Here is a 26,235-nt window from a genome sequence, read left to right on the forward strand (position 1 = left end):
AATCGCCATGATTCGCGAAACACCTTTTCACACACAGCCAAGTACTGTACCCGACGGTTGGCAGAAATTCGGTGATATCCACTGGTATCCATCGGATCTCTCCGAGCATCTGTATCAAGCCATCATTGATATCGGTGATGGCATACAGTTGTGTGTCGAAGCTGGGGGCAATCCCGAGCATCCGCCGATGATTTTTGTGACTGGGCTTGGTTCGCAGATGCTGTTTTGGTCGGACAGCTTTCTAAAGCTGTTTATCGATGCAGGTTTTTTTGTGATTCGCTTTGATAATCGGGATACGGGGCTGTCTAGCAAAATTCAAATCGACGGTTTGCCACGACTTAATAAACTAAAAATGATGCTCAAGGTACAAGCAGGTCTGTCCAATAAAGGCGAGCAAGTACCCTATACACTCACCGACATGGCAGAAGATGTGGCGCGACTGATTAAGACCATGCATCTATCTGAAGTCAATCTCATCGGTGCATCTATGGGCGGTATGATTGCCCAAATCGTCGCTGCTCGCTACCCAAAATACATCAAAAATCTCACCTTGCTATTTTCGACTGCCAACCGTGCGTTTTTGCGACCGCCCAATCCCAAGCAGTTCATGACCTTTGTGCGTCGCCCCGAGAGCCATTCGGAGCGTGATATGGTGCGTCACAGCGTGTGGTTCATGACAGCAGTTGGCTCACCAGGGCATCTTGATATCAAAGGTACGCGTGCCATCGCTGAGAAACGCTATCAACGCAATTTCCATCCGCTAGGTGTGGCACAGCAATTGACCGCGATTTTGGCATCAGGGTCGATTTTGAAATTCACCAAACAAATCCGAGCCAATACCTTGGTGATTCATGGCGATAAAGATGGCTTGGTTGCACCCAGTCATGGTAAGTTTCTTGCCAAAGTCATCCCAAATGCTCGCTTTGTGCTGGTCAGTGGCATGGGGCATGATTTACCTGCTTATTATCACCCCTATCTTGCCACGCTGATTAGCAATCATTGCAAATCCTAAACCAATGCTCAAGCATGGCTTGACCCAATCCCACCCATCGTCATTGACGGATCACTGGCATTGATTTGATGGGGTAAAATTTGTTATGATGCCATCAGTTTGATACTGTTGATGACAATTATGTCAATCATGACAATAAGGATAGGCGATGAAATCACTGATGTTTAAAGACGGTCACAGTGCCACTGTGGGCAATATCTACTGTATCGGTCGCAGTTATGCTGAGCATATCAGCGAGCTTGGCAATACGCCAACGGGCGAGCCTGTGGTATTTATGAAACCCACTACTGCATTGACCCAAGATACCACACTGACCCTACCAAGCTTTAGTGATGATGTGCATCATGAAGTTGAGCTTGTGGTCTATATCGGTCGTGATATCCGCGATGACGAAGAGCCAAGCCTTGATGCCATCACAGGCTATGGCGTCGGGCTTGATCTGACCGCTCGTGACATCCAAGCCAATCTCAAGGCCAAAGGTCTGCCTTGGACACTTGCCAAAGGCTTTCGTGATGGCGCTTGGCTATCGCCTTTGACACAAGGCATTCCTGATATTTGCACGCTGTATTTATCAGTCAATAATGAAATCCGCCAACATGACAGCACCGATAAGATGCTGTTTGATGTGCTGTATCAATTAAAATTTCTACACAAGTACTTTGGTTTAAGACAAGGCGATTTGATTTATACAGGCACACCAAAAGGTGTGGGCAAATTGGTCAGCGGTAATCAGCTTGTGGTGAAATTAGATGATGATGTGTATCATTTGACCATAAAATAATATCCACTATCGCACTCTGCACAGATTAACTCTGTGCAGATTTTTGTTTTTTTATTGGCGAAATTTTGTTAAAATATTGCCAACTTTTCTTAGTCTTTTTGGGGTCGTTATGAATATTTTAGTTCTGGGTACTGGTGGTCGCGAACACGCATTGGCATGGGCTTGCGCTAAAGACAACCGCGTCAATACTGTCTATGTCGCACGCGGTAATGCCGGTACAGATATTGAAGATAAACTTACTAATATTGATTTGGATGTCAGCAATCACGCAGCTGTCATTGAATTTTGTCAAAATAATAACATCGCCTTTGTCGTCGTCGGTCCTGAAGCGCCACTGGTCGCAGGCATTGTCGATGATCTGCGCGCGGCCAATATCGGTGTCTGGGGCCCGACCAAATACTGTGCACAGCTTGAAGGTTCAAAAGCCTTTGCCAAAAACTTTATGCAAATGCACGGTATCCCAACCGCTTTTTATGAAGTTTTCACCGAGATCACCCCTGCCAAGGCGTTCGTTGAGAAAAATGGCGCGCCAATCGTCATCAAGGCAGATGGTCTGGCAGCAGGCAAAGGCGTGATCGTCGCCATGACCGAACAAGAAGCGTTTGATGCCATCGATGATATGCTATCGGGCAATAAGTTTGGCGATGCGGGCAGTCGTGTGGTGATTGAGCAATTCTTGGCAGGCGAAGAAGCGTCATTCATCTGCATGATTGATGGTGATAACATCTTGCCGATGGCAACGAGTCAAGACCACAAGCGTATCTTTGAAGGTGACACAGGTGCCAATACTGGCGGTATGGGTGCCTACAGCCCTGCCCCTGTGGTGACGGATGAAGTGCATCATAAGGTCATCGAGCGAGTCATCCGCCCTGTAGTCGATGCGATGAAAGCGAACGGCACGCCTTATACTGGATTTTTGTACGCAGGTTTGATGATTAATGATCAAAATGACCCTTATGTGATTGAGTTCAACTGCCGATTTGGCGATCCTGAGACACAGCCAATCATGATGCGCCTAGAAAGCTCATTGGTTGAGCTGATTGAAGCAGGTCTAAAAGGCAATCTGCCTGCGACTGCCAATTGGTCAAAACAAGTGGCACTTGGTGTGGTCTTGGCAAGCCGTGGCTATCCAGAATCGAGCTCAAAAGGCGATGTCATCACAGGGCTTGGCAATGACACAGACAGCCTAAAAGTCTTCCACGCAGGCACAAAAAAGCAAGGCGACAACATCGTCACTGATGGCGGTCGCGTGCTGTGTATCACAGCATTGGCAGATGATATCGCCAATGCCCAAAAAGATGCTTTGGCGGCGATTGCTGACATCAGTTTCGATGGCATGCAATACCGTCGTGACATCGGTTGGCGCGCGATTAATCGCTGATTGATTATTTTATCTAAATAAAAAGATGGCAGATTTTGCCATCTTTTTTTGTTTATGCACATTCTACATCTTGTTCAATCTATCACGCCAAGCTTGCCCATCCCACGCATCTTGTAGGATTTGCTTAATATCATCAATATCCGATTCGGCATGATTATAAATGATCTCCCCATCATTGATGGCTTTTTGGCTGATTTCATCAAATTGATCTTGACTCACCGTCATGCATTCTTGCAGCGTGCGTGGCAACCCTGTACGCGCATACATCTCATCACGCAGCTGCAAGATGGCATCAATGGCAACTTTGGCACGCTGATTTGGCGATGTCTTGGCATACACTTCATGATTAGTCAATGGCAAGAGCAGCTGTGCGATCCGCGCTTGATCGGTTGATAGATTATACGCCAGCACATAAGGCAAAAACACATTCATGCACACCCCATGCGGCAAATGTGCCACCGCACCCAAGGCATGACCCAAAGCGTGCACAAGCCCCACCATCGAATTAGAAAATGCAATGCCTGCCATCGTTGCCGCTTGGGCAATGTGAAGTCTGCCTTCACTATCAGATGGACGATCTAGCACTGGCAGCAGATGTTGGCTGATTTTCTCAATCGCAGCGACAGCATACGCATCACTGATTGGATTGTGCGCAAGCCCTGTATAAGCTTCGATCGCGTGCGTCAGTGCATCCATCGCAGTCATCGCTGTGACCTTCGGCGGCAGTGTCAAGGTCATGCGTGGATCGATGATCGCCGCATTGGGGAAGAGATGGTAAGAGACGAACGCAATTTTTTGTTGGCGCACGGTATCAGAGACCACCGCCACCATCGTCACTTCCGAGCCTGTGCCTGCCGTCGTCGGAATGACCAATAAAGGCTTGAGCGACTGCGTCAAATTATGCGCACCCGCAAACTGCATCAGATCATCACTGCCTGTACTCACCAAGATATTGGCAAGCTTCGCCGTATCCATCACCGAGCCGCCGCCCACCGCCAAGATCGCTTGGCAATGATGCGCGCGGTACAGCCTGCTGACTTCATCAATCACCGCAAGGCTTGAGTCGCTCGGCACTTGATCATAAATACAAGTAATCGCGCGACCTGCAGCAGCAAACACATCCATGATAATCGCAAGCAGTCCATGCTCACGCACCCCCGCATCCGTCACAACCATCAGCCGCTCCACGCCAAGCAGCTCAAGCTCAAAAGGAATATTCTCAAGCGCACTAGACCCTGCAATCAGCTTAACAGGACAATAAAATTCATAATACTCTTTCATATCAGATCCTTTGATGATTGTTAAGATTATTTTGTCAATGAAACGATCAATTTGCCATAAATTCGCAATGCCAAATTCAGCTTTTGGGCAAGGCTCAGCTGCTTAGGATAGACTTTAATCGCTCGGCGCGCCAGTGCTTTTGGCAAAATCACACTCTCTAAGCGGTTCAAACAGCGCACCAAAGTCACCGCACAGCCAAGATCACCATTGACCACCATGTGATTGGCTGCAAATGCCGCCGCGGTGCTTTTTTGAAACGATAGCACTTGATAAGCATATGCCAAGTGCTTAAAGCGAATGTGTAGTAGCTGATGCTTTGGTACGGCTTTTAGATATGATTCATCAAAGTCTGTCACGCGCGCTAGGCTTTTGCCACCGCCATCTGATGCAGGTGTAATCTTGAGCGCAAAGCCCAAATTTGTCCCATAAATACTCATCGCAATCACCAATCCATCAGGCAGCGCACTGATTTCATCCAAGATTACGGTATCAATACGACTTGCCAATACCAAACTGCGTGAGACGGTGTCAAACATCATTGCCACATAGCGACTTTGGGCTTTGGTGCTTGCGTTTGGCTGTACCTTGTCTATCACACTGGGCGAAAGATTGGATGATGGTAAATTCATGGCAACTTCCTGTGTTTTATAATTAAGTTATTTTAATTAATTACTACTTTTTTAAAAACAATTTTTCAATCCAAGCTAGTGCAGGTTTTTCATGAAATGGTGGTAAAATCAGCCGCAGTCCAAACATCTTTGGCATCGTCATCACAGAGCGCGCATGACTAAAGCTATAAAACCCTTCTGGCCCGTGATACTTGCCCATGCCCGATGCACCCACCCCACCAAATGGCAAATCATCTTGGGCAACATGGGTCAGCACGCTATTGACACCAAAATGTCCCGAGTGCGTACGGCTTGCCACCGACTGCGCACGACGCTTGTCATAGTCAAAATAATACAGCGCAAGTGGTCTATTGCCTGCATTGATCCGATCGATCACCGTATCCATGTCATCATATTCAATGATCGGTAAAATCGGCCCAAAAATCTCATCAGTCATCACCGCCATCTCATCGCTGACATTTGTAATTATTGTTGGGGCAATCTTGCGCATAGCAGACAGCGCATCATCAGATTCTTCAGCGGGATTAATTACAGTAACGGTCGCACCTTTTTGTTTAGCATCATTAATAAATCCACACAGTTTATCAAACTGCCGATCATGAATGATGCTGGTATAATCATCATTATAAACAAGGCTTGGATACATCTTACTCACTTGCACGCGATAAAGGCTGACAAACTCATCGACCTTGCCGCGCGGTAAATACAGATGATCAGGCGCAACACAAGTTTGCCCTGCGTTCCAAAGCTTACCAAACGCCACACGCTCAGCCACATCAGTAAGCGGCATCGATGGATGGACAATCGCAGGAGATTTACCGCCCAGCTCCAAAATCACAGGGGTTAAATTTGCCGCCGCTTGCTGCATCACTTTTCGCCCAACCACGCTTGATCCTGTGAAGATCAGCTTATCAAAAGGCAGGCAGCCGAACGCCTTGGCAAGTGCATCATCAGCATGATTACCATCATCTGTGATGACTGCCACTTGGGTAGCATCAAAAGTATCGCTAATAATTTTGTGCAGAACTTGTCCAAAATGGTATGATGCCGCCGACAGCTTAATCATCGCCACATTGCCCGCAGCAAGTGCGCAAACCAGCGGTGAAATCGCGAGCAACAAAGGATAATTCCAAGGCACAATGATACCAATCACACCATAAGGCTGATACGCCACCGTACCTGTGGCAGGCTGATGCAATAGGCTGATGTGGCGTTTTTGCGGCTTCATCCATGCGGCAAGATGCTTTTGGTAATATTTGATATGCTCAATACAAGTGAGTAGCTCGCCGATTTTCGTTTCGGTAAAGCTGCGATTGCCATAGTCTTGATGAATGGCGGCGGTGATGATGTCTTGATGGATTAATAAGGCAGACTTAAGTTTCTCAAGCCAAATAAGCCGCTCACTTGCTGTCGGCATGGGGTTTTGTTGATAGGCGCGTTGTTGAGTGGTGAAAATTTCGTGTAGCGCGTGAATGCTTGTCATGGCCGTCCCTTTTGGCAAATCCTAATAGCATTATACAAAGCCCTACGCCATGCGCGCAACCATTAAAAGCATAGAAACTGGCTGAAACCTTGGCGTTGACCGCGTTTTATACGCATCAGTTTATAAAGGTGTCAAATTTAGCAAAATTTGCTATAATGCAAAAATTTAGCAATAAGCAATAAAACAATGACCCAACCAATCGACAAGCTCAAAACTTCTCCGTTTGCGCGCCGCCTATCCATCGCCAAAACTTCGCTCAACATCGGCAAAAACTGGGCAAAATCCAGTGTCGGCAGCCTATTTATGAGCCAAGACGAAAAAGCAGCCGCCAAGCATACGCTGCTACAAGAGCAAGCCGATTATCTGGTCGCCGAACTTGGTAAATTAAAAGGCTCGGTGGTGAAAGTCGGGCAGATGCTTCCTCTGTACGGTGAGCACTTTTTGCCGCAGCAGGTGCTCGACGCCCTGCACACGCTAGATGCCAATACCACGCCGCTGGCTTGGCACATCATTTATGATGCCATCAAGGCAGAGCTTGGTGAGCGCGTTAGTGATTTTGAGATTGAGCGCGCGCCGATTGGCACAGCAAGCCTAGCCCAAGTACATAAGGCGGTGCACAAATATACTGGCCGTGAAGTCGTGCTAAAAGTCCAATACCCCGGTGTGGCGCAGTCGATTGATTCAGACCTTTCTATTTTTAAGCATTTATTAAAAATTACCAATGCTGTGCCACAGACCAAGGCACTGGATGCATGGTTTGGTGAGATCGGTGAGCTTCTGCATCGCGAAGTGGATTACACACTCGAAGCCAACACCACCAAGCGCTTTGCTGCCTATCTTGCCGATGACAGCCGTTATGTCGTACCGACCATTTATGATAATTACAGTACGCCACGCTTGATTTGCATGAGTTTTGAGCATGGCGTATCGCTCAATGATGATACGCTAAAACAACTACCTCAAGATCGTAAAAATGCCTTAGGTCAAGCCGCCATCGAAGTGGTCATTCGTGAATTATTCGAATGGGGCGAGATGCAGACTGATCCGAATTTTGGTAATTATTTGGTGCGTTATGAAGATGGTATTGATAAGCTAATCTTATTAGATTTCGGTGCGATTAAACAGTTTGACCCACATCTACTGACCATCGCGCGCGGTCTGATCACCGCAGGCTACAGCCAAGATAAAGATGCGATGATGGCGGCGATGACGGGTTATAATTTTTTTGATAAGCTCACTGGCAAGCCAAAATCCGACATGGCGGATGTGTTTTTGATGGCGTGCGAGCCTTTTGCTCAAGCGGCGCGATTGAACGCTGTTCATGATGGCAATTCGCCACACCTAGATGCCGATGGTCGCTATATTTGGGCGGAGAGCGATCTGTATGCGCGCGTGATGACGACTGCCAAAAATGGTATGCAATCGCTAGAATTCACCCTGCCACCCAAAGAAATGATGTTCATCAGCCGTAAATTTATCGGTGCTTATGCTCTGCTCGTGGCACTCGATGCGCGCACCGATGCTGATGGATTGGTTGGGAAGTTTGCACAATCTTAAAACCGAAATATCGCTCATTCAAATCAAAATCATCCGCAGGCATATACAATACGCCTCTACAAATCTATTTTTAAAATCAAATCGTTGTAAATCATTCTATCTGTTTAAAATATATCAATGAATGATTATAAAGCAAATTGACTACAACACCAAAAACAAGCCGTTTAACAATTTTTGCTAAACGGCTTTTTGCTATATTTTGGTTTGATTATGGGCTTATTTGTGGTTTAATCCCAAAAAATCCACCACCCCTTGCCCTGCTGCTCGCCCTGTGGCAAAGCACGCGGTCAAAAGATAACCGCCCGTTGGCGCATCCCAATCAAGCATCTCTCCGCAGCAAAAAACCCCTGCACAAGATTTCAGCTGCAAATCATCGCCAACTGCCGTGCGCTTGATGCCACCGCCCGTGCTGATGGCTTCATCCATCGGTCGAAAGCCTGTGCAGTGAATGGCAAGCTGTTTGATATGATTTGCCATTTTATTTAAATCCGACCAGTCGGTTTTATTTGTGCATTCACGCAAAAAAGCAATTTTTACCGCATCCAGTCCGCATTTTTTTAATAAGGTATTGAGTGATTGTTTTTTGTTTTTATGAAATATTTTTAAAATATCATCTGACGATTTATCGGGTAATAAATCCAAAAATAGTATAAATCCATCTGCCGACTGAGCCGCACGCATATCACTGTTCAGTCGATAAATCAGCCCTGATTCCAGCCCATAATGACTGATGATGATATCGCCTTGATGGCGATGATCGGTATTTACCCATGCAGTGACGCGCTTAAGCGGCTGCCCAAAATGATCTGCCATAAAAGCCGACCAATCTCGTAAAACACCGACATTACTGGCGTATAAAGGGCTTAACTCAGATGGATCAAACCACGCCTGCCACGCACTATCACTGCCAAGTGCCGCATACGAGCCACCGCCGCAAGCCACGATCACTGCATCAAATTGCTTAGTAAACCGCTCAAGCACCACGCCTTTATTATCCATCACTTCAAAGGCAATATGGCGATCGTGTAGTGAAGTCGCGCGATATCGATAATGAAATTTTACTTGATAATCATTCAGACGATTAAGCCATGCGCGCACAAGCTTGGACGCTTTCATTTCTACAGGGAAAATCCGTCCCGTCGAACCGACATAGCTCTCAATGCCCAAACCGGCCATCCATGCGCGAATATCATCAGCGCCGAAGCTTCGCACAAATGGCGCGATCCACTCGCTGGGCGTATAGCGCGTGATAAATTGCTCAATCGGTTCATTATGCGAAATGTTCAGACCCGTTTTACCTGCCATCAAAATCTTGCGCGCAGCAGTGGGTTTTTGGTCATAAACAGACACATCGACATCATAGCCTGACAGCACTTCTGCCGCCATCAAGCCTGCCGCGCCTGCGCCGATGATCGCTACTTGTTTTCTCATTTTATGCGTATATTATTTATTATATATAAAATATCAAACCAACAAATCAGCTGCATAATCATCAAAGCGCGTGCAATAATTTTCAGGCTTAGTAATGATCAGCTCTTGACAATGCTCGCCGCGCGCCAAGTATTTAATCTCAAAATGCGTACGCGCCGAATCTGCTGCAATGCTTGATTTGACAAAAGGCAGCTGCCATGTGTCAGTTAATAAATCCGCCGCTTCATCAATATAGATTTCGATATTACTGGCAAGCGTGATGGTCGCACCTGCTTTCATTCTGGATAATAAAAACTCAAAAAACGGCATATTCAGCCAGCGTTGATTTTTGTTATGCGGTTCAGGATTGGGATAAAGCAAAAACACACCGTCTAAGCAATTCGGCTTCAGTAATTTTGCAGTAAAAGCGATGGCATCTGCATGGATATTAAGTAGATTTTCTAATGAGTTATCAGCAAGTTTATCAAATGATGCAAACTTCTCACTGGTGCGCTCAACAGCGATCAATCGCTTATCAGGATTGGCAGCGGCAAATAGCAAAGCGTGCTTGCCCTTGCCTGCACCGATTTCTAAAAATAGCGGTGTATCTTGTGATTGCCATGTATGTATTTTATCCATATCCTGTGATGACAAAGATTTTGGCGCGTGTAAATATTCAGGATGGAATAAGCGTGTGAATTGGTGGCTGACTTGCTGTTGCATAAGAATAATCAATGGCTAAAAAGATGCATTATAGCAGATGGCGTGGGTTTTTGGGGAAATGATGTGGCAGCCGTGCCAATCGCTATAAAGATGGCATCTTGACCATCAGCACAAGAAACGCTGCCACCATCGTGCGCACTGGTACAGCGGTGATGGCATCTGAAGCCAAACAGCAGTTTATCCGTGATAATCCTGACTTGGTCACTGACATTCGTATCATTGCCACGCTGGATTTGCACATAAGTCCGATTTGCCGACATCTTGACCATGAAATCATGCCAATTGATAAGGCACAATATCCGCCATATCACTACAATTGCCGCTCAAATTTCCAATTGGTATTCAAAGGCGAAAAACAGTCTAATAAACGCGCCAGTATGAACGGTGAGACGGACAATGTCAGCTATTATGACTGGCTAAAATCTCAATCTAAAGATGTGCAAGTATTAGCACTGGGTAAAGAGCGAGCTAAGCTGTTTGACAAAATGAGTGCTGAGCGATTCAAGAGTTACTTATTGTCTAAAATCCAATAATTTTATGCAAATACTTAATGGAAAAATCCCCTTATTTGAATGCGGTGATATTTATTTGCGCCAAACAAGGCAGGAATGGATAAAAGCCCATGAGAACTTAGGAGCTACTGCTGATTTGCTTGATAGAAAAGGTGCTGCAAATACTTTTAGAAGCAACCAAGGGGATATTTACATTTGGGCTGGTTTGATGGCAGTTTTGCAACTTTAGCCCATGAAGCTGCACATTTGATATTTGCGCATCGGTGGGTGTGGAGCTATCAGCTGGAAAATCTAACGAAACTTATTGTTATTTGTTGGATTGGATTATTCGATTGGCAGAAAAAACCAGTCAAAATGACCGGTTTTGTAAGATTAACGCTTGCTATCTGGCGTTCGTTTGACCTGAACCCAGCTACTGCCTGACGATTGTGTCGGTGGTACTTTTTGATTATCTCTAATGGTGGCGAAGTTTTCCTTGCGACCACCACGCGGACCAACCTCTTGATAAATACCGCCATTTTTTCCAGTGTTTTGACCTGGTTTAAGTTGTTTTACCATACTCTCTCCTCTTAAGTGAATGGTAGTATTTTAATATGGTTTTGTTACAAAATTTCAATATCAACCCCTGCATTTGTAGGGTTTTTTTCATGGAATAGTTATGCTTGATTTTACAATTGATGAAGAAAAATTTAACGCTTTAGAGGAAACAGTAAAAGAGTTTTATCAAAAGCAAAACGATGGCGGTTATCAGCTGACCATCAATAGCTTGCCAAGCGTGGATGGACTAAAAAACAAGAATACTGAGCTACTGGGCGAGATGAAAAAAGAGCGTGAATTGCGCTTGCAGCTAGAAGAACAGCTTGCCAATTTTGAAGTAGCAGTTGTTTTAATCCAAGCCTTTGCCTTGACAAACCCCACAAAACATTCGCACTTCATCGCTTGATGCTTTATAATAAAGCAAATTTTTCAATCAACCGAGCATCATGACATACCCGATTATCGCATACACCGACGGCGCGTGCAAAGGCAATGGACAGGCGCAAGCAGCAGCTGGTGGCTATGGCGTACATTTGCAATTTGCCAATGGTGATGTGCGCAATCTGTGGGGCGGCGAGCCTGACACCACCAACAACCGCATGGAGCTGATGGCGGCGATCGTCGCACTTGAAAGCACCCCTGCCGACACACCGATCCAAATTTGGACAGATTCAGGCTATGTCAAAGACGGCATCACCAAATGGATCGTCAATTGGAAAGCGCGCGGCTGGAAAAAAGCCGACGGCAAGCCTGTATTAAATCTTGAGCTGTGGCAACGACTGGACAACCTAACCCAAAATCGCTATATCGACTGGCAATGGATCAAAGGTCATGCAGGTCATGCAGGCAATGAAATGGCGGATAAACTTGCCAATTTGGGCGTCAATGGCAGCGGCGATGAGCTGATTAGTTCTGCCAATTCTGCACAACAAACCCAATGCAATCATGAAGAAAATCTATATAACAATGATCAAAATCATATGACAACATCCACGCAATCCGCCCCAAAATTAAGCGATCATAACACCGTCCAAAATCCTGCTTATGATGGTGATACCAATCGCGCCAATCCTGATTTTTGGCCAATTCTACCCAAGCCTGTCAATCGCGGTATGCCAAATCGTCAGCTAATCATGGATACGGAGACCACAGGTTTTTATGATCAAGGCGGTGATCGCATCGTGGAAGTGGGTATCATTGAACTGGTGGATCGCAAGTTCACGGGCAATCAGCTGCATGTGTATATCAATCCTGAAAAGCAGATGGATGAAGATGTCATCCGCGTTCACGGCATTAGTAATGAGTTTGTCGCGGATAAGCCGAAGTTTGCAGAAGTTGCGCAGATGGTTTATGACTTTATGATTGGCAGTGAAGTCATCGCGCACAATGCTGCTTTCGATATGCGCTTTTTGGACATGGAGTTTACAAAGGCAGGCTTACCAGACTTTTTACAATCCATTACCATCACCGACTCGCTCGCCCTTGCCAAGCAGCTGTATCCGGGGCAAAAAAACTCCCTTGACGCACTGCGCATACGCCTAGGTGTCGGCAATCAAGACCGTACTTTCCACGGGGCTTTGCTTGACTCTGAGATCTTGGCTGAAGTTTATTTGGCGATGACGGCAGGTCAGATGAGCTTTGCGATGGAAGATGAGCGCAAAGACACCGAAAGCGTCGGCGAAGATGTACAGTTTAATAATTTAGCTAATCTTGCTAATCTTTTGGTCAGATCACACAGCGATACCACTGCTGATCAAGCATGGCGTGATAAGGTGCTGTCATGATCAGCCTGTGGATCATTGATCGCGATGCACTACTGTGCCACGATGGCGCGCCCTTTGTGCTGATGCTTGATCAAGCCCCGAAAGGTGCGATAAGCCTAGGCTTTGGCGAGACGCATCAAGCGCACTACGAGCCGACAGCACCGCTTGACCCCTTGCCTGTGACACACGCGCTAGATGCACAGATCGCCTGTGATCTTGGACTGATTTTCCCTTATGGCGATGGCTATGATGGTAAATCGGTGCAAAATCTGCGCGCGGTTAGCTTTCGAGAATTGTTAAATTTATTTGATCAATCGACCCTGCATATCATCAGCCGTGCCATTATGCTGGTGCAATGGCAAAATGATCACGCCTACTGCTCACGCTGCGGCACTAAGACGATAAATCACGCACAAGGTGAGCACGCCAAAGTCTGCCCAAAATGCCGCCATCATGCTTATCCGCGCGTCCAGCCTTGCATCATCACTGCCATCACGCGCACTCATCCACAGACAGGCAAGCCACAGATTTTATTGGCACTGCATCATCGCCACCGTACAAATGGCGTCTATGGCTTGATCGCAGGATTCGTCGAAGTGGGTGAAACACTGGAGATGGCGGCAAAGCGTGAAGCATTTGAAGAAGTGGGCGTGCGCATTGATCAGCTTGAGTACATCCATTCACAGCCTTGGCCATATCCAAGTAATCTGATGGCAGGCTTTATCGCACGCTTCCAAAGTGGTGAGATTCGTGTACAAGCAGGTGAGATCAGCGATGCTAAATTTTTTGATTTGGATGATTTGCCAAGCATCCCAAAAGCAGGTACGATCGCTCATGAGCTGATCCAACATGTCATTGCGCGCCATTCATGATTAATTTATCTAAACAATATACCGATTTATGAGCATCACCGATCGCCTAACCGACTTACCTGTACTTTTTCACCCTTTGGCATTATCCGAGCTTGACGACGCCAAACGCATCGCCATCGCCCAAATCGATGCCGTTCTGCCACAGACCCAGTGCGGATTATGCGGTCATCACGATGGCTGCCTGCCGTATGCGCATGGCATCGTCACAGGCGCTGACGCCATTAATCTGTGTGTACCTGGTGGGCAAGCCGTCACCGATGCCATCGCCAAGATCATGGATGTTAAGCCGCTACCTGCCAGCCAAAGCAAATGGCGCACCGATCCTGCCACCTTACGCCCCATCGAAGTGCGCGCCATCATCAGCGAATCCGACTGCATCGGCTGCACCAAGTGCATCCCCGCCTGCCCTGTCGATGCCATCATCGGTACTGCCAAGCATATGCACAGCATCATCACCGATCTGTGTACTGGCTGCGAGCTGTGCCTTGCTCCTTGTCCTGTTGATTGTATTGACTTGGTCGAATACCCACGCCACATCGACGATGATGAGCGCATCGAAGAACAAGCCCACTTGCGCAAACGCTATCATCACCACCTAAACCGCGTCGCCAAGACCATCGAAGATGGCACAAAGCCTGTGGTCAGCATCATCGAATCACAGATGGTCAATGTGCTAAATAGCAGCGACACCCCCGTGATCGATGAAACCACTGCCAAAAATACCATCGCCGCCGCCAAACTGCGCACGCAAATCAAAAAACTGAACAAACAACTGGCAGCGCGCCCAAGTGATGATTTGACTGCCAAGCTCGATGCGCTCAATGCACAGCTTGCCGAACTTGAGAGTAGCCCATGACCCCAAAGCACGACAGCACCTTGGCGCACCAACGCCTTGAGATGATTGCACAGCTAGAATCACAGCAGTTCATCTTCGCCCAAGACCCAAAGCCCATCACCGATGTACTTAAGTTCGATACCGCGCCTGCTTATGATCGGCTATTTATCCGCGCCGAGAAGATTGATAGTAATCATAAGCTGCTTGATGCGCTCACCACCACCCAAGATGCCATCGGTGCATCGGTACGACTGATTTATGGGGTATATTTTGTATTGGGTTTACTGGGTGTGGCAGGTGTATTGGGTGCAGGTGTTGTTAATTTTTTCTACATTATCATCGCGCTATTAGGTTGGCACACACTTTCGCTTTTGTGGTGGCTTGTTGGACTTGTACGCCCAAAAAATAGCTTATTTGAACGCGCCATTGAGCGTATCACGATTCATAACCCCGTTTACAAGCACCTAACCCATGACAATGACAGCGTTCATAAGGCTGCACTTGCCGTGATGATCAAGACCATCGCCCCTGTACGCCGTTGGTATCTGTCGGTGCGTCTGCATGGTGCTTGGTTGGCTGGGCTGTTTGGCAGTTTGCTTGGTTTATTGGGATTGTTTTTGTTTCGTCGTTATAGCTTTGGCTTTGAGTCCACTTTGCTTAATGATACGCATTTTTATCAGCTGCTTGGCGTGATCGGCTACATTCCCGCCAAACTTGGGCTGACCCTGCCTACCGCTACCGACAGCACGCCTGCGCAGTTTGCATACTTAGTGATGGCGTGTATTGTGCTGTATGGCATCGTGCCGCGAGCCCTTGCCTATGCATTTTGTCAAGCTCGTGCCAAGTTAAGCTTTACCATCGACACTGGCGCGCCCTATTATGCCAAGCTGCTTGACCAATTTCGCCAAAGTGTGATCGACACTGATGATTATCAAGCCAGCCCTATCCTAGATACGCAGCCGATACAGTATCCGCGCCACACAGCGTTAATCAAAGCAGCACTTGAGCGTGCAGACAGTGCAAACCAAATGACGACGCAGTGCTTACAAGACATCGGCGTGATTGATAGTAAAGATGAGGTTTTGGCGGCGGTGGCATTGTGCAATCGCAAGCAAACACAGCTGTATCTTGGTATCGATACCAGTACACCGCCTGATCGTGGTATTTTAAGAAAAATTAAATTATTGCAAGCGATTGACTTGGGCTTTATCGTCCGCTTTATTGGTAAAGACACCCATCTCACCGCTTGGCAGGTAGTAATGCAAGAACATGGCATTTTGGTGATCGATGAATAATTACCAAGCACCAAACAAAAACCACTTAATCGCTTAATTAAGTGGTTTTTGCTTATCTATAAGCGAAATCATCATTCACTCACAAAAGCAATCTTTTTCAAGCCTGCATCTGAAGCTGCGCCTAGCACCTGCGCGACCATATCATATTTACCCGCTTTATCCGCACGCAGATTGATCTGTGGGTTTTGTCCTGCTTGCGCTTGCTCACCGAATCGGCGCGACAGCTCATCTAGGCTCACAGGCTCTTTATCCCAATAAATCTGACTGTTGGCATCGATACTGATTTGTAGTACTTGTGGTGGCGCGTCATTGATGCTGCTCGTTGCTTTTGGCAGATCCAACGGAATGGTCGGGTTCATCACCGTCGCTGTCACCAGAAAAATAATCATCAGCACCAGCATGATGTCAATGAGCGGAATCAGATTCATCTCATTCATGCCTTGGTCTTGGTTATCACCCAATTCAAAAGCCATACCGCCCCCTTATTGTGCAGTTTTTGCCAAGATTTGATGCGCGGTATCATTGGCAATGTGCAGTGCTTTTTTGTTCAAGCGCATCGCCACATTATAAAAAATCACCGCAGGAATCGCCACCGCCAAGCCAAGACCTGTCATGATCAGCGCTTCACCGACAGGGCCTGCGACCTGCGCAAGACCTGCTTGACCGCTCGCACCGATACTGGCAAGCGCGTGGAAAATGCCCCACACCGTGCCGAACAAACCAATGAACGGCGCGATCGATGCCGTCGTACCAAGCACAGGCAAGCCCTGCTCAAGCTGATAACGATGGCGCGCGATGTGCTGCAGCAGCTTTTGTTCGGTGATCATCTTTTTTTGGTTAAAATCCAAACCGCTCAGATCATTATCCGCCATGACACTGGTTAGATCTTGGCTGATGGTGTCGGCACTGCGGCGCGAATTGAGCACGCGCATGATACCAATCACCCACGATGCCAATGACAGCACAAGCAGTACAAAAAACAAAGTCTTGCTCACCGCATCAGTATGCGACCAATAAAATGCAAAATCCATAATTAATTACCTATTTTATATGATTTATAAATTTATAATAACAAATCGCTATGATAAGTTGATGTTAATCGGTAAAGTTGCTGTACCTGACAGCGTATTATTACCCTTTTTAAATGGCTTTAAGCGTGCACGCTTGATCTCGCGGACGATGTCACGATCTAGCTGCTTATTACCTGTGGAGACGCCGCTGACCGCAGTGATACGCCCTTTATCATCAATGGTCAAGGTCGCTGTGGTACTGACATTGCCTGTGATTTCATTGGAATTTAAATTGGCAAAATTCGGCTTACGCGCCCAGCTGGCATTAGAAATCGTGCCCAAATCCTGACCACCGATGACACCGCCTTGGTTGTCTTTATCATCTTTACCGCCTTTGTCGTTTTGGGTTTTGTCATCTTTGCCACCACCTTGATTGTTTGTCGTCGCATTATTGACCACATTTGTTGGTGATACATTAGCAGGCGTAGCACTCGCCGGTGGTGTAGATGTCGGCGTATTGTCCATCGTTGTAAGTGTAGTTACTGGTGCAATGTTGTTATCCTGTGCATCTGCTGGATTGGTAGCGGGTGTCACTGTATGGTCATCACTCGATGTCACTGGCGTAATGGTTGTAGTAACAACAGGTGTAACTGGCTCAACCGTCGGTGTATCAGGCACAACATCAGGCGTGGATTCCGAACTTGGCGTTATTGGTGTTGTTTGCACTGGGTCGGTTTCGATAGTTTGTGGCGGTGTTGCCACATCTTCCGTTGCAGGCGGTGTATCATCAGATGATGGACTGTCCTTGACTTCAGATACTTGCGTATCGCCTTTTGGTGGCACAACCGCTTGGGTATTTTTCATTGCAGGTTTTGGCTCCACCTTGACAGGTTTAGGTGACTCAAGATTATTTAGAATGATTTTTTCAGGTTCAGGCTTTGGCTCAGGTTTGATAAATTCCACTTCTAATGGTGGCGTGATTTTTGGCGGTGTCAAAATCTTCATCTGCATCGTTGCGATACCAAGACCTGCCACCCCATGCAATACCAAGGCGACAGCCAACGCCACAGCTTTGGTTTTATTTGTCGAATCCAACACGAAACTCACCCATTTTGACCAATTCGGCAATTATTCTTGTATGTTTAATAATATAAATAAAAACGATAACGATTATCAATCATCATATTATAATTTGATTTTCAAAAAATTCAATCACTTTTCGCGCAAATTGACATTTTTTCTCAATAAATAATCGTTCTCATCAATATGTAATAGTATAACATTTAAAATCAATTACGACAAATTTTTCTGCAACCATTTGACCAAATCCTACACATTTGTTAGCATGAAATAATGATTTTTATCGCATTACTGTTTTAAGGAAATTTGCCATGAACTCACCGAAACTTGCGCTTGTCTGCTGTATTCTTGCGCTCAGTGCGTGCAGTCAGCCGAACACAAGCGCCACTTTACCTGCCAATAAAGACACGCTGGTGATTATCAATGGCGCAGAGCCAAGCTCGCTTGATCCACAGCTATCCCAAGACACGCACGGTTCGGCAGTCATTCGGCAGATGTTCGAAGGCTTGGTGACGACCGATGCTACAGGCAAAACCGTGCCTGCACTGGCGACATCGTGGCACAGTGATGATCACAAGACTTGGACTTTCACCCTACGCGATGCCAACTGGTCAAATGGCGAACCGATCCGCGCGGATGATGTCGTCTTTGCACTGCGCCGCTTGGTCGATCCTGCCACTGCATCGCCGTATGCGAGTTATTTGGCGGATGCCAAGGTGGCCAATGCGCATGAAATCACCGAAGCTAAGCTGCCCCGCGATCAGCTTGGTGTACACGCGCTCGATGATAAAACGGTCGAGATTCGCCTACTTGAAGCCGTGCCGTACTTTGTCGATATGCTTGCGCTGCCTGTGACCTACCCTGTACCACAAAAGGTCGTTGAGCAATTTGGTGAAAAATGGCTCAATCCTGAGCACATCGTCGTCAGTGGTGCATATCGCTTGAGCGAATGGACGATTGGCAGCCATATCAAGCTTGAGCGCAATTTGGCTTATTATGACAATGCCAAAACACAGATCGACAAGGTGCAATTTTTACCCATCACTGCCCAAAATGGTCTGAATCGCTATCTGGCAGGTGAAGCGGATATCGCGCCCGTCCCTGGTGAGCAGCTTGAGAAAATCAAAGCCGATCTACCAAGCGAAATCCACACCGCGCCCAAGCTGTGCACCTTTTATCTAGAACCGAACATCGCCGCCGCACCGCTCAATGACACACGCATTCGCCAAGCGTTGTCGATGACGGTGATGCGCGATCCATTAGTCAAGGCGCTAAAGCGTGGTGAAGTGCCGACTTATCAGCTGACACCGAGCGCCACTCAAGGTATGGGCGAAATCAGTCCTGAGTGGACAAAGCTGGATCAAGACAAGCGCAATCAGCAAGCACAAGCCTTATTGGCGCAGGCGGGATACAGCACCGCCAATCCTTTGAAGTTTGAATTTTTGTACGCGACCAGTGAAACTGGCAAGATGCTATCAAGCGCGGTCGCTGCCATGTGGAAACAAAATCTCAATGGCGCAGTCGATGTCACGCAGAATAACCAAGAATGGAAAGCCTTCTTGGATAGTAAAAATCAAGGCAAATACACCATCACGCTGTCAGGCTGGTGCGCGGATTATAATGAACCATCCAGCTTTTTAAATCTGCTAAAAACTGGTAATAGCAATAACACGGGCAAATACAGCAATGCCCAATACGATGCCCTGCTTGCCAGTACACTCAGTGATCATGCTGATGCCGCCGCGCGCGCCCAAGCCTACACCCAAGCTGAGATACTCATCAGCCAAGATACTGCGGTCATTCCGCTATTTTCAGCATTGAGCGTGCGACTGGTCAAGCCTTATGTATCAGGTTTTTCTAATGATGATCCATTGGATAATTATCTGATCAAAGATTTATCATTTAAGCCTTAATATTAAGCATAAAAAATCGCCAGTTCATCATCAAACTGGCGATTTTATTGATTAGAAAATTTGCATGATCATCGTGTGGATTATCATGCAAATTATGTGTAAGGTAACATTACAACGCAGCCAACACCGCCTCGCCCATTGCCGAGCATGACACGAGCGTTGTGCCATCTTCATAGATATCCGCAGTACGCAGACCCTGCTCAAGCACTTTGCCGACAGCATCTTCTACTTGCTTGGCGCGCGCTTCATCGCCTAGGCTGTAGCGAAGCAGCATCGCCAGAGACAAAATGGTCGCCAATGGGTTCGCCTTATCTTGACCTGCGATATCAGGCGCTGAGCCGTGGCTTGGCTCGTACAAGCCTTTGCCATTTTCATCTAGGCTTGCCGATGGTAGCATACCGATAGAGCCTGTCAGCATTGATGCTTGGTCGGATAGAATATCACCAAAGATATTGCCCGTCGCTACGACATCAAATTGCTTCGGCGCTTTGACCAATTGCATTGCGGCATTATCCACATACATATGGCTCAACTCGACATCTGGATAATTTTTTGCCATTTCGGTAAAGATTTCTTTCCACAATTCAGTCGCTTCAAGCACATTTGCCTTATCGACAGAACACAGCTTTTTGCCGCGTTTTTGTGCCGCTTCGAACGACACTTTGGCAATACGGCGAATCTCAGACTCGCTATATTTCATGGTGTTAAAGCCTTCGCGCTCGCCATTTTCAAGTGTGCGGATACCGCGCGGCTCACCAAAATAAATATCGCCAGTCAGCTCTCGTACGATAAGAATATCAAGCCCCGCCACCACTTCAGGTTTCAAGGTTGATGCATTGGCAAGCTCTTTATACAAAATTGCAGGGCGTAAATTTGCAAATAAATTCAAGTCCTTACGAATGGCAAGTAGCCCACGCTCAGGACGCAATGGACGCTCTAAATTGTCATATTGTGGCGAGCCGACCGCACCCAGTAGCACCGCATCTGCCTTACGCACAACTTCTTGGGTTTCGGCAGGATATGGTGAGCCATAGGCATCATAGGCTTCACCGCCCAATTTGGCGTATTCATAACTGACATCCAAGCCATCGGCAATCAGTTTATCTAGCACTTTCACCGCTTGGGCAACGATTTCAGGCCCGATACCATCACCGTTTAAAATTGCAATGTGTTTGCTCATTGTTATTTCCTTAAAATTAAAACAAGTTAAGGGCGAAAACCACCCTTAACTCTCAACTGACAATTATGCCAAATCCTTAAACACCCACGGTCTATCCGCACGGGCTTTTTCTTCAAAGGCACGAATACTATCGCTATCTTGTAAGGTTAAACCAATATCATCTAAACCATTTAACAGGCAGTGTTTACGAAACGCATCGACTTCAAAATGATACTCTTTTCCTGATGGCGAAATTACTTTTTGATTTCGTAAATCAACGGTTAATGTAAAACCAACATTTGCTTCACAGTCTTTAAATAGCTCATCAACTTCGCTTTCAGTTAAGATGACAGGCAACATACCGTTTTTAAAGCTATTATTAAAGAAAATATCGGCATAGCTTGGGGCAATAACGGTACGGAATCCATATTCATTTAATGCCCAAGGCGCGTGTTCACGGCTTGAACCACAACCAAAATTACTGCGAGTCAGCAAAATGGTTGCCCCTTGATAACGCTCTTGGTTGAGCACAAAGTCAGGATTTTTTGGGCGTTTAGCAATATCTTGTCCCAAATAGCCTTCATCAAGGTAGCGTAATTCATCAAATAAATTATCGCCAAAACCTGTGCGTTTAATGGATTTTAAAAACTGTTTTGGGATAATTAAGTCTGTATCCACATTGGCACGGTCAAGCGGTGCAACAATGCCTGTTTCAATGGTGTATTTTTTCATGCACTAAACCTATAAAATTATTTGTAAAAAAAGATACTTAATTCAGTTTACTTCTTTAAAACTACCTTCAAAAACTTCCGGCATTTGTTTTTTAAGATTTTTTAAATCATCCGAAATCTCTTTATCGGTGTATTCTACTGCCACATCAAAAGTTTCATACAACCTTTTACTCATCTTATCCATAGATGCATAAGTAATTCCACCCGAAATAATACCGCCCATAACAGGAATAGCCTTAGAAACACCTTTTGCAAAAGTATCTTTTGTTAATTTAATACCAATCATTCCTACAATTTTTTTTACCAATGGGTAATACCATGTTTTGGTTAATGCCATTTGTGGCAATTTTTTAAGAGCCTGCTTTGATAAATTTCCTGCTGTTAATCGTGTTAATTGGGATGCTCCGCCAATGCCAAACATAACACCCAGGAATAACATTAATTCATGTTCAACTTTTTCATGATTCAAAACATCGCCATTCCAAAAATCTTGATAGCCATAGATATAGGCAATTTCTTGAGCTAAACGCAAATTAAAGGCAAAGAATTGTAATAAATCAGCAGGCACTGTCGCCGCCATTGCCAATCCACCAGGCAGGCCTGCCAAAAAAGAACCGCCAGAGCACATTAACTTTCTTTTGTTAGCAACCATTATGGCAATTTTTTTAGCTTCCTTTTGAGAAATCAAGCCTGATGCGATTGGGCCTTTTTCGATCAATAACGAAATATCGGATTGTTTAACTTTACCTTTAAAAACATCAAGTAAAAAGGCATTTCGCTCAACTTTAATGCCAGGCAAAGCCAACGACTTCTCGATCAGCTCATAGGTGATATTTGATTCATTTGACACAACAATACTCCAATAAAGTTAAAGGTAAGATAATACATTCTAACACAGATTATCTTATTTTATTGTTTCAAAAACTTCTCACATCAACAAAATGCCCTGCAATCGCTGCTGCGGCTGCCATCGCTGGACTCACTAAATGTGTACGACCGCCATTACCTTGACGACCTTCAAAGTTACGGTTACTGGTACTAGCACAATGTTCACCTGCTTGTAATTTATCCGCATTCATCGCAAGGCACATTGAGCACCCCGGTTCACGCCATTCAAAACCTGCATCGATAAAGATTTTATCTAATCCTTCTTCTTCTGCTTGTTTTTTAACCAGACCAGACCCCGGAACAACCATCGCTTGTTTAATGGTATCAGCAACTTTACGTCCTTTTACCACTTCAGCCGCCGCACGGATATCTTCAATGCGTGAATTGGTGCAAGAGCCAATAAATACTCGGTCAAGCTTAATGTCGGCCAGTGTCTGTCCTGCGGTTAAGCCCATATATTGGTAAGCACGTGTCCAGTCATTTTTTTGTACATCGTCTTTTGCTTGCTCAAGGGTTGGTACATTTTGCGTTACTGGAATGACCATTTCAGGTGATGTTCCCCATGAAACTTGTGGCTCAATCTCTTCGCCTTGCATTACAATTACGGTATCAAAATGTGCATCATCATCAGAATGTAAGGTATTCCAATATGCTACGGCTTTGTCCCAGTCTGCACCTGTTGGGGCATACGGACGACCCTTAACATATTCAATGGTTTTATCATCAACCGCAACTAAGCCGACTCTCGCTCCGCCTTCGATTGCCATATTGCAAACGGTCATACGTCCTTCAATAGACATATCACGGAACACTTGTCCACCAAATTCGATAGCGTGTCCTGTTCCGCCTGCTGTACCAATTTTACCAATGATGGCAAGTACCACATCTTTAGGGGTGACGCCTTTACCAAGTTTGCCGTCCACACGAACCAGCATATTTTTCATTTTCTTTTGCACAAGGCATTGTGTTGCTAAAACGTGTTCAACTTCACTGGTACCAATACCATGAGCTAAACAGCCAAACGCCCCATGTGTTGCAGTATGGCTATCTCCACACACAACGGTCATTCCCGGCAAGGTCAAGCCTTGTTCTGGCCCTACAACATGGACGATACCTTGACGAATGTCATTAATGGTAAATTCGGTGATGTTGAATTTTTGGCAATTTTCGTCCAAAGTTTGTACTTGAATGCGTGAAGTTTCGTCTTTAATGCCGCTCACACCCTCGCTGCGCTCTTTGGCAGATGTCGGAACATTGTGGTCAGGTGTTGCCACATTTGCCGATAAACGCCAAGGTTTGCGACCTGCTAATTCTAAGCCTTCAAATGCTTGTGGTGATGTTACTTCGTGTAATAATTGGCGGTCAATGTAAATTAAGCTTGAGCCATCATCGCGGCTTGCCACCAAGTGATCATCCCAAAGTTTATCATAAAGCGTTCTGCCTGCCATTTTGCACTCCTAAATGGTTGGTAATTTAAAATTAATAAATAATCAAACTTAGCATTATCATGGAAAATTAAATACAAATCAACATCATGTCAATCACAACTTTGCTGTATGCGGTATGCGCATCATCCAATGGTACAGCAATTCATCCGCCACAATCATTAGCTATAGTTTAATAGATATACGCAATTATAGCAAAAATAAATCCATAATTATAATTTATTATTTTTATGTATTTAATAACCTTTTGGAATTGATAAACCTGCCGATCATTGCGCGGTTACACTTTTTGTGTTATTTTATGATAAGGTTTATAAATTTCAATGAAACTTGTACAACTTGCGATAACCAGTCAAAATTCATTGATTTGATTTATAAACTGTTCATTATTCTTAAAGGAATAGCCATGCTATATTTGGTTTCTGCGATTTTGATCGCACTTGTTTTTGTGATTAGTTTTATCATTGTACGAAAAATCGCCAATCAGCACGCCGAAAAACTCGTCACACGCATCTGTGCTGTTGGTTTTGTACTACAGATCATTGTCAATTGGCTGTTCTTAGGCGCAGGCATGGTGCACAACCCTTTTGCCGAGCAGGTATCTGTTGAGCAGACAAGTATTGCCTTTTTAATCTTGTGCTTGGTCAGCATTTTCTGCTATGGCTCGCTGTTACTGATTTTATATAAAGCACATGAATTTTATCATGATTGATCGCTAATATGTCATCAAGCAGTCAATAAATAGACCGATGTCTCTCATTTGCTATTTCCAAGAAATTATCATTGCAAAACTTTTTGGAATATATTAAGCTATTCATAGGAAAATATGGTGAATTAACCAAATAATCAATCAGCCAACTTGCATTGACTTGGTATGGCTAAGCCACTGCAGGCAATTGATCATACCGTTAATCACCGCTGTCTTTGCCCTGTGCAAATTTAGGATGATACTATGAATACGACCAACCTTGCCACTTTCGTCGCCGTCATGCAAACAGGCAGCATCTCAGGCGCTGCCGAAAAGCTGTACATCACCCAACCTGCGGTGAGTAAACGCATCAAAAATCTTGAAGATGAATTTGGCACGGTGCTATTTGACACCGTGGGTCGCAGCATCATCCCTACTGCTGCAGCACATGATTTATTGCCGTTTGTGCGTCGTTGGCTTGATGATTATGAAGCGTGCAAAGCCAGCCTGCAGCATGCCAAAGAAGTAGCATCGGGTCGCTTGGTCATCGGTACAAGTCATCATATTGGCTTACATCACCTTGCACCTGTGCTAAAAAGATTTATCCAAACTTATCCTGCGGTACAGCTCGAAGTGCGGTTTGTTGATTCTGAAGAGGCGCATAAAGCAGTACTTGAAGGTGAGATCGCCCTTGCCTTTTTGACACTACCGCCGACCTTTGATCGTAGGCTCAATTACCACACACTGTGGAGCGATCCTTTATATTTCGTCACAGGGACACTAAGCCCGCTTGCCCAAAAATCCAAAGTCAGCCTACTGCAGCTTGCGCATTATCCTGCGATTTTACCTGCGGCGAATACTTTCACCAGTCAGATCACCTTGGCAGAATTTGCCAAGCACAATCTGCGCCCTTATGCGACGATGAGCACCAATCCATTGGAATCTATCCGCATGCTTGTTTCGGTGGGTTTGGGTTGGTCGGTACTGCCTGAGACTTTGATTAATCAGGATTTGATTAAAATTGATATGGCAGAAAATATCGAACTTCAGCGGCATTTGGGTGTGGTGACCAATCCGAATTTGACGCGCTCAGCCAGTATGCAAGCGCTCTTATCGATGTTGTCGATTGATGACAAATCCGATAATCCAGTGTTGTTATAGCCTGTCAACTTTGAAATAATACTCAAGTCAAACTGACTTGTAGCACTACTTGTACAACTTCGCTCGTTTTTTAGCTCTTTTCAAATTTG

Annotated in this window: 27 protein-coding genes; 14 read left to right on the forward strand and 13 right to left on the reverse strand. The window is 45.6% G+C overall.

The annotated features are described in order from the left end of the window. Positions 1 to 7: 7 nt before the first annotated feature. The 3 genes from NGM44_RS00370 (at position 8) to purD (ending at position 3,174) form a co-directional block, all read left to right on the forward strand. Positions 8 to 1,012 (forward strand): alpha/beta fold hydrolase, encoded by a 1,005-nt coding sequence (locus NGM44_RS00370; RefSeq protein WP_253223721.1) that lies wholly within the window; start codon positions 8 to 10, stop codon positions 1,010 to 1,012. Positions 1,013 to 1,160: 148 nt separating this feature from the next. Further along, entirely contained in the window at positions 1,161 to 1,793 is a 633-nt protein-coding gene (locus NGM44_RS00375) for a fumarylacetoacetate hydrolase family protein (protein ID WP_253223722.1), read from the forward strand. Between the two features lie 109 nt (positions 1,794 to 1,902). Beyond that, the gene (gene purD, locus NGM44_RS00380) at positions 1,903 to 3,174 is read left to right on the forward strand and encodes a phosphoribosylamine--glycine ligase (RefSeq protein WP_253223723.1); all 1,272 of its coding nucleotides are present in this window, start codon (positions 1,903 to 1,905) and stop codon (positions 3,172 to 3,174) included. Positions 3,175 to 3,237: 63 nt separating this feature from the next. Here the strand turns inward: purD and NGM44_RS00385 are convergent, their stop codons facing one another. The 3 genes from NGM44_RS00385 to NGM44_RS00395 are packed head-to-tail and all read right to left on the reverse strand — an operon-like array spanning position 3,238 to position 6,567. After that, positions 3,238 to 4,455: an iron-containing alcohol dehydrogenase gene (locus NGM44_RS00385; RefSeq protein WP_253223724.1), complete on the reverse strand. Its 1,218-nt coding sequence runs from the start codon at positions 4,453 to 4,455 to the stop codon at positions 3,238 to 3,240. A 26-nt stretch (positions 4,456 to 4,481) separates the two neighbouring features. Continuing rightward, on the reverse strand, positions 4,482 to 5,084 hold the full coding sequence (locus NGM44_RS00390) for a hypothetical protein (RefSeq protein WP_253223725.1): 603 nt from the start codon (positions 5,082 to 5,084) through the stop codon (positions 4,482 to 4,484). Positions 5,085 to 5,127: 43 nt separating this feature from the next. Further along, positions 5,128 to 6,567, reverse strand: a complete 1,440-nt coding sequence (locus NGM44_RS00395) for a coniferyl aldehyde dehydrogenase (RefSeq protein WP_253223726.1) — start codon at positions 6,565 to 6,567, stop codon at positions 5,128 to 5,130. Between the two features lie 186 nt (positions 6,568 to 6,753). On the opposite strand from NGM44_RS00395, the gene NGM44_RS00400 reads away from it, so the two are divergent. After that, positions 6,754 to 8,124, forward strand: coding sequence for an AarF/ABC1/UbiB kinase family protein (locus NGM44_RS00400; RefSeq protein ID WP_253223727.1), 1,371 nt, complete (start codon positions 6,754 to 6,756; stop codon positions 8,122 to 8,124). A gap of 216 nt (positions 8,125 to 8,340) precedes the next feature. On the opposite strand, the gene NGM44_RS00405 is transcribed toward NGM44_RS00400, so the two are convergent. Together NGM44_RS00405 and NGM44_RS00410 are read right to left on the reverse strand one after the other, a co-directional pair. Then, positions 8,341 to 9,555 carry a TIGR03862 family flavoprotein gene (locus NGM44_RS00405; RefSeq protein WP_253223728.1) on the reverse strand — a complete coding sequence of 405 codons (1,215 nt, stop codon included), beginning with the start codon at positions 9,553 to 9,555 and terminating at the stop codon, positions 8,341 to 8,343. 33 nt (positions 9,556 to 9,588) lie between these two features. Next, on the reverse strand, positions 9,589 to 10,257 hold the full coding sequence (locus NGM44_RS00410; RefSeq protein ID WP_371923507.1) for a tRNA (guanosine(46)-N(7))-methyltransferase TrmB: 669 nt from the start codon (positions 10,255 to 10,257) through the stop codon (positions 9,589 to 9,591). Between the two features lie 98 nt (positions 10,258 to 10,355). Between NGM44_RS00410 and NGM44_RS00415 the strand changes: the two genes are divergently transcribed. Together NGM44_RS00415 and NGM44_RS00420 are read left to right on the forward strand one after the other, a co-directional pair. Further along, positions 10,356 to 10,790, forward strand: a complete 435-nt coding sequence (locus NGM44_RS00415) for a hypothetical protein (protein ID WP_253223729.1) — start codon at positions 10,356 to 10,358, stop codon at positions 10,788 to 10,790. 4 nt (positions 10,791 to 10,794) lie between these two features. Next, a complete protein-coding gene (locus NGM44_RS00420) occupies positions 10,795 to 10,998 on the forward strand; it encodes a hypothetical protein (protein WP_253223730.1) in 204 nt (67 codons plus the stop codon). Positions 10,999 to 11,141: 143 nt separating this feature from the next. On the opposite strand, the gene NGM44_RS00425 is transcribed toward NGM44_RS00420, so the two are convergent. Further along, positions 11,142 to 11,327, reverse strand: coding sequence for a hypothetical protein (locus NGM44_RS00425; RefSeq protein ID WP_253223731.1), 186 nt, complete (start codon positions 11,325 to 11,327; stop codon positions 11,142 to 11,144). Between the two features lie 100 nt (positions 11,328 to 11,427). On the opposite strand from NGM44_RS00425, the gene NGM44_RS00430 reads away from it, so the two are divergent. Genes NGM44_RS00430 through NGM44_RS00450 form a run of 5 tightly spaced genes read left to right on the forward strand, consistent with a single transcriptional unit; the run spans position 11,428 to position 16,071 of the window. Continuing rightward, entirely contained in the window at positions 11,428 to 11,712 is a 285-nt protein-coding gene (locus tag NGM44_RS00430) for a hypothetical protein (protein ID WP_253223732.1), read from the forward strand. A gap of 40 nt (positions 11,713 to 11,752) precedes the next feature. Continuing rightward, the gene (gene dnaQ, locus NGM44_RS00435; RefSeq protein WP_253223733.1) at positions 11,753 to 13,090 is read left to right on the forward strand and encodes a DNA polymerase III subunit epsilon; all 1,338 of its coding nucleotides are present in this window, start codon (positions 11,753 to 11,755) and stop codon (positions 13,088 to 13,090) included. Then, a complete protein-coding gene (gene nudC / locus NGM44_RS00440; protein ID WP_253223734.1) occupies positions 13,087 to 13,941 on the forward strand; it encodes an NAD(+) diphosphatase in 855 nt (284 codons plus the stop codon). Before dnaQ ends, nudC begins: the two co-directional genes overlap by 4 nt. Positions 13,942 to 13,969: 28 nt before the next feature. Continuing rightward, positions 13,970 to 14,797 (forward strand): RnfABCDGE type electron transport complex subunit B, encoded by an 828-nt coding sequence (locus NGM44_RS00445; RefSeq protein ID WP_253223735.1) that lies wholly within the window; start codon positions 13,970 to 13,972, stop codon positions 14,795 to 14,797. Then, positions 14,794 to 16,071: a DUF2868 domain-containing protein gene (locus NGM44_RS00450; RefSeq protein ID WP_253223736.1), complete on the forward strand. Its 1,278-nt coding sequence runs from the start codon at positions 14,794 to 14,796 to the stop codon at positions 16,069 to 16,071. The genes NGM44_RS00445 and NGM44_RS00450 overlap by 4 nt, the downstream gene beginning before the upstream one ends. Positions 16,072 to 16,142: 71 nt before the next feature. On the opposite strand, the gene NGM44_RS00455 is transcribed toward NGM44_RS00450, so the two are convergent. Genes NGM44_RS00455 through NGM44_RS00465 form a run of 3 tightly spaced genes read right to left on the reverse strand, consistent with a single transcriptional unit; the run spans position 16,143 to position 18,179 of the window. Continuing rightward, positions 16,143 to 16,544 carry a biopolymer transporter ExbD gene (locus NGM44_RS00455; RefSeq protein ID WP_253223737.1) on the reverse strand — a complete coding sequence of 134 codons (402 nt, stop codon included), beginning with the start codon at positions 16,542 to 16,544 and terminating at the stop codon, positions 16,143 to 16,145. Positions 16,545 to 16,553: 9 nt separating this feature from the next. Beyond that, positions 16,554 to 17,102, reverse strand: coding sequence for a MotA/TolQ/ExbB proton channel family protein (locus tag NGM44_RS00460; protein ID WP_253223738.1), 549 nt, complete (start codon positions 17,100 to 17,102; stop codon positions 16,554 to 16,556). A 48-nt stretch (positions 17,103 to 17,150) separates the two neighbouring features. Next, entirely contained in the window at positions 17,151 to 18,179 is a 1,029-nt protein-coding gene (locus NGM44_RS00465; protein WP_253223739.1) for an energy transducer TonB, read from the reverse strand. 293 nt (positions 18,180 to 18,472) lie between these two features. Between NGM44_RS00465 and NGM44_RS00470 the strand changes: the two genes are divergently transcribed. Beyond that, the gene (locus NGM44_RS00470; RefSeq protein ID WP_253223740.1) at positions 18,473 to 20,074 is read left to right on the forward strand and encodes an ABC transporter substrate-binding protein; all 1,602 of its coding nucleotides are present in this window, start codon (positions 18,473 to 18,475) and stop codon (positions 20,072 to 20,074) included. Positions 20,075 to 20,183: 109 nt separating this feature from the next. Here the strand turns inward: NGM44_RS00470 and leuB are convergent, their stop codons facing one another. The 4 genes from leuB to leuC all read right to left on the reverse strand — a co-directional run bounded on the left by leuB (position 20,184) and on the right by leuC (position 24,300). Next, positions 20,184 to 21,254, reverse strand: a complete 1,071-nt coding sequence (leuB, locus tag NGM44_RS00475) for a 3-isopropylmalate dehydrogenase (RefSeq protein WP_253223741.1) — start codon at positions 21,252 to 21,254, stop codon at positions 20,184 to 20,186. A gap of 63 nt (positions 21,255 to 21,317) precedes the next feature. Next, positions 21,318 to 21,965, reverse strand: a complete 648-nt coding sequence (gene leuD / locus NGM44_RS00480) for a 3-isopropylmalate dehydratase small subunit (protein ID WP_253223742.1) — start codon at positions 21,963 to 21,965, stop codon at positions 21,318 to 21,320. A gap of 42 nt (positions 21,966 to 22,007) precedes the next feature. Next, positions 22,008 to 22,814 (reverse strand): hypothetical protein, encoded by an 807-nt coding sequence (locus tag NGM44_RS00485; protein ID WP_253223743.1) that lies wholly within the window; start codon positions 22,812 to 22,814, stop codon positions 22,008 to 22,010. Between the two features lie 67 nt (positions 22,815 to 22,881). Then, positions 22,882 to 24,300: a 3-isopropylmalate dehydratase large subunit gene (leuC, locus tag NGM44_RS00490; RefSeq protein ID WP_253223744.1), complete on the reverse strand. Its 1,419-nt coding sequence runs from the start codon at positions 24,298 to 24,300 to the stop codon at positions 22,882 to 22,884. A gap of 403 nt (positions 24,301 to 24,703) precedes the next feature. On the opposite strand from leuC, the gene NGM44_RS00495 reads away from it, so the two are divergent. Then, the gene (locus NGM44_RS00495; RefSeq protein ID WP_253223745.1) at positions 24,704 to 25,009 is read left to right on the forward strand and encodes a hypothetical protein; all 306 of its coding nucleotides are present in this window, start codon (positions 24,704 to 24,706) and stop codon (positions 25,007 to 25,009) included. A gap of 240 nt (positions 25,010 to 25,249) precedes the next feature. After that, a complete protein-coding gene (locus NGM44_RS00500) occupies positions 25,250 to 26,146 on the forward strand; it encodes a LysR family transcriptional regulator (RefSeq protein ID WP_253223746.1) in 897 nt (298 codons plus the stop codon). Positions 26,147 to 26,235 lie beyond the last annotated feature (89 nt).

The organism is Moraxella sp. FZFQ2102, from assembly GCF_024137865.1.
Lineage (GTDB): Bacteria > Pseudomonadota > Gammaproteobacteria > Pseudomonadales > Moraxellaceae > Moraxella.

What these genes read in the sequence shown, in the direction of transcription:
- NGM44_RS00370 (WP_253223721.1), top strand. Translation starts at nt 8, where the DNA reads ATGATTCGCGAAACACCTTTTCACACACAGCCAAGTACTGTACCCGAC.
- NGM44_RS00375 (WP_253223722.1), top strand. Translation starts at nt 1,161, where the DNA reads ATGAAATCACTGATGTTTAAAGACGGTCACAGTGCCACTGTGGGCAAT.
- purD (WP_253223723.1), top strand. Translation starts at nt 1,903, where the DNA reads ATGAATATTTTAGTTCTGGGTACTGGTGGTCGCGAACACGCATTGGCA.
- NGM44_RS00385 (WP_253223724.1), bottom strand. Translation starts at nt 4,455, where the DNA reads ATGAAAGAGTATTATGAATTTTATTGTCCTGTTAAGCTGATTGCAGGG.
- NGM44_RS00390 (WP_253223725.1), bottom strand. Translation starts at nt 5,084, where the DNA reads ATGAATTTACCATCATCCAATCTTTCGCCCAGTGTGATAGACAAGGTA.
- NGM44_RS00395 (WP_253223726.1), bottom strand. Translation starts at nt 6,567, where the DNA reads ATGACAAGCATTCACGCGCTACACGAAATTTTCACCACTCAACAACGC.
- NGM44_RS00400 (WP_253223727.1), top strand. Translation starts at nt 6,754, where the DNA reads ATGACCCAACCAATCGACAAGCTCAAAACTTCTCCGTTTGCGCGCCGC.
- NGM44_RS00405 (WP_253223728.1), bottom strand. Translation starts at nt 9,555, where the DNA reads ATGAGAAAACAAGTAGCGATCATCGGCGCAGGCGCGGCAGGCTTGATG.
- NGM44_RS00410 (WP_371923507.1), bottom strand. Translation starts at nt 10,257, where the DNA reads ATGCAACAGCAAGTCAGCCACCAATTCACACGCTTATTCCATCCTGAA.
- NGM44_RS00420 (WP_253223730.1), top strand. Translation starts at nt 10,795, where the DNA reads ATGCAAATACTTAATGGAAAAATCCCCTTATTTGAATGCGGTGATATT.
- NGM44_RS00425 (WP_253223731.1), bottom strand. Translation starts at nt 11,327, where the DNA reads ATGGTAAAACAACTTAAACCAGGTCAAAACACTGGAAAAAATGGCGGT.
- NGM44_RS00430 (WP_253223732.1), top strand. Translation starts at nt 11,428, where the DNA reads ATGCTTGATTTTACAATTGATGAAGAAAAATTTAACGCTTTAGAGGAA.
- dnaQ (WP_253223733.1), top strand. Translation starts at nt 11,753, where the DNA reads ATGACATACCCGATTATCGCATACACCGACGGCGCGTGCAAAGGCAAT.
- nudC (WP_253223734.1), top strand. Translation starts at nt 13,087, where the DNA reads ATGATCAGCCTGTGGATCATTGATCGCGATGCACTACTGTGCCACGAT.
- NGM44_RS00445 (WP_253223735.1), top strand. Translation starts at nt 13,970, where the DNA reads ATGAGCATCACCGATCGCCTAACCGACTTACCTGTACTTTTTCACCCT.
- NGM44_RS00450 (WP_253223736.1), top strand. Translation starts at nt 14,794, where the DNA reads ATGACCCCAAAGCACGACAGCACCTTGGCGCACCAACGCCTTGAGATG.
- NGM44_RS00455 (WP_253223737.1), bottom strand. Translation starts at nt 16,544, where the DNA reads ATGGCTTTTGAATTGGGTGATAACCAAGACCAAGGCATGAATGAGATG.
- NGM44_RS00460 (WP_253223738.1), bottom strand. Translation starts at nt 17,102, where the DNA reads ATGGATTTTGCATTTTATTGGTCGCATACTGATGCGGTGAGCAAGACT.
- NGM44_RS00470 (WP_253223740.1), top strand. Translation starts at nt 18,473, where the DNA reads ATGAACTCACCGAAACTTGCGCTTGTCTGCTGTATTCTTGCGCTCAGT.
- leuB (WP_253223741.1), bottom strand. Translation starts at nt 21,254, where the DNA reads ATGAGCAAACACATTGCAATTTTAAACGGTGATGGTATCGGGCCTGAA.
- leuD (WP_253223742.1), bottom strand. Translation starts at nt 21,965, where the DNA reads ATGAAAAAATACACCATTGAAACAGGCATTGTTGCACCGCTTGACCGT.
- leuC (WP_253223744.1), bottom strand. Translation starts at nt 24,300, where the DNA reads ATGGCAGGCAGAACGCTTTATGATAAACTTTGGGATGATCACTTGGTG.
- NGM44_RS00495 (WP_253223745.1), top strand. Translation starts at nt 24,704, where the DNA reads ATGCTATATTTGGTTTCTGCGATTTTGATCGCACTTGTTTTTGTGATT.
- NGM44_RS00500 (WP_253223746.1), top strand. Translation starts at nt 25,250, where the DNA reads ATGAATACGACCAACCTTGCCACTTTCGTCGCCGTCATGCAAACAGGC.